Here is a 2,100-nt window from a genome sequence, read left to right on the forward strand (position 1 = left end):
CCGTGCCGTGTGCCGTGCCCTCCCGCTCCGCCCCGGCGCGCTCCCGGGCCGCCCGCAGGGCCCGGCGGGCGGCGTCCGAGGGGCGGGACCCGCCGGTGTCCGTCATGGCGTCCTCCGCAGGGAGACGAGGTCGGACAGCTCACGGTCGGTCAGTTCGGTCAGCGCCGCCTCGCCGGTGCCGAGGACGGCGTCGGCCAGTGCGCGCTTGGCGGCGAGCATCTCGGCGATACGGTCCTCCACCGTGCCCTCGGTGACCAGGCGGTGGACCTGGACGGGCTGGGTCTGGCCGATGCGGTAGGCGCGGTCCGTGGCCTGCTCCTCGACGGCCGGGTTCCACCAGCGATCGAAGTGGATCACGTGTCCCGCGCGGGTGAGGTTCAGGCCCGTACCGGCCGCCTTCAGGGAGAGGACGAGGACCGGGGTCTCACCGTTCTGGAAGCGGTCGACCATGCGCTCCCGCTCCGGGACCGGGGTACCGCCGTGCAGCAGGTCCACGGGGATCGCGCGGGCGGACAGGTGGGCGGCGAGGAGGCGGGCCATGCCGACGTACTGGGTGAAGACGAGCGCGGAGCCGTCCTCGGCGAGCAGGGTGTCCAGCAGTTCGTCCAGGAGCGCGAGCTTGCCGGAGCGTGCGGCCTGCCGGTCGGCGCGGGCGTCCTCCTTCAGGTAGAGCGCCGGGTGGTCGCAGATCTGCTTCAGGGCACCGAGCAGCTTCAGGACCATGCCCCGGCGTGCCATGCCCTGCGCCGTCTCGATCGCCAGCATCGACTCGCGCACCACCGCCTCGTACAGCGCGGCCTGTTCCCGGGTGAGGGGCACCGGGTGGTCCGTCTCTGTCTTGGGCGGCAGTTCGGGGACGATGCCCGGGTCGGACTTCTTGCGCCGCAGGAGGAAGGGGCGGACCAGCCGGGAGAGGCGCTCCACGGCCTCGGCGTCCTCGCCGTTCTCCACCGCGCGGGCGTGCCGCGCCCGGAAGGACTTCAGCGGGCCGAGGAGTCCGGGGGTGGTCCAGTCGAGCAGGGCCCACAGTTCGGAGAGGTTGTTCTCCACCGGCGTGCCGGTGAGCGCCACGCGCGCGGGGGCGGGGATGGTGCGCAGCGCCTTGGCGGTGGCGGAGTAGGGGTTCTTCACATGCTGGGCCTCGTCGGCGACGACCATGCCCCAGGGCTGCTCGGCGAGGCCGGCCGCGGCGGAGCGCATGGTGCCGTACGTGGTGAGGACGAAGCCTCCCGCGACGCCTTCCAGGGTGCGGTCCTGGCCGTGGAAGCGGCGCACGGGGACCCCGGGCGCGAACCGGGTGATCTCCCGCTGCCAGTTGCCCAGGAGGGAGGCCGGACAGACGACGAGGGTCGGCTCGCCGCGGGCCCGCTTCAGGTGCAGGGCGATGAGGGTGATCGTCTTGCCGAGGCCCATGTCGTCGGCGAGGCAGCCGCCGAGCCCGAGCGAGGTCATCAGGTCGAGCCAGGCCAGACCGCGCAGCTGGTAGTCGCGGAGGGTGGCGTCCAGGCCGGGGGGCGGGGTCGCGGGGCGCAGGCCCTCGGTGAGCCGGTCGCGCAGGGCGGCCAGCGCGCCGACGGGGACGACCTCGACGTTCTCCCCGTCGACCTCGGCCTCGCCGGTCAGGGCCACGGAGAGCGCGTCGACCGGGTCCAGCAGGCCCAGTTCGCGCTTGCGTGCCTTGCGGACCAGCGCGGGGTCGACCAGCACCCAGCGGTCCCGGAGCCGTACGACGGGCCGGTGGGCCTCGGCGAGCGCGTCCATCTCGGCCTCGCCGAGCGGATCGCCGCCGAGCGCCAGCTGCCAGCGGAACCGCAGCAGGTCCTCGCTCTCGAAGAAGCCGGTGCCGTCGGTCGCCGAGCCGGGCGCCGGACGGACCACGGCGGTGGCGGTCAGGTCGCGGGCGAGGTCCCGGGGCCAGTGCACGGCGACCCCGGCGGCGGCCAGCCGGCTCGCCGCCACGCCGAGCAGCTCGCCCAGCTCCTCCTCGGACAGGGCGAGGACGTCGGGTACGTCCTGCTCGGCGAGGCGGCCCAGGGGCGCCCACACGCGGGCGGCGCGCCGGACGGCGAGGGCCGCGTCCACGCGCGCGCGGGGGCCGAA

General features: G+C 75.0%; 1 protein-coding gene. It reads right to left on the reverse strand.

Translation table 11 applies throughout. The annotated features are described in order from the left end of the window. Window positions 1-102 precede the first annotated feature (102 nt). Window positions 103-2,100 (reverse strand): DEAD/DEAH box helicase (locus GT045_RS23650; protein ID WP_161335359.1); only part of this gene is annotated, 1,998 nt, incomplete at its 5' end.

This window comes from Streptomyces sp. SID486 (genome assembly GCF_009865385.1).
Classification (GTDB): domain Bacteria; phylum Actinomycetota; class Actinomycetes; order Streptomycetales; family Streptomycetaceae; genus Streptomyces.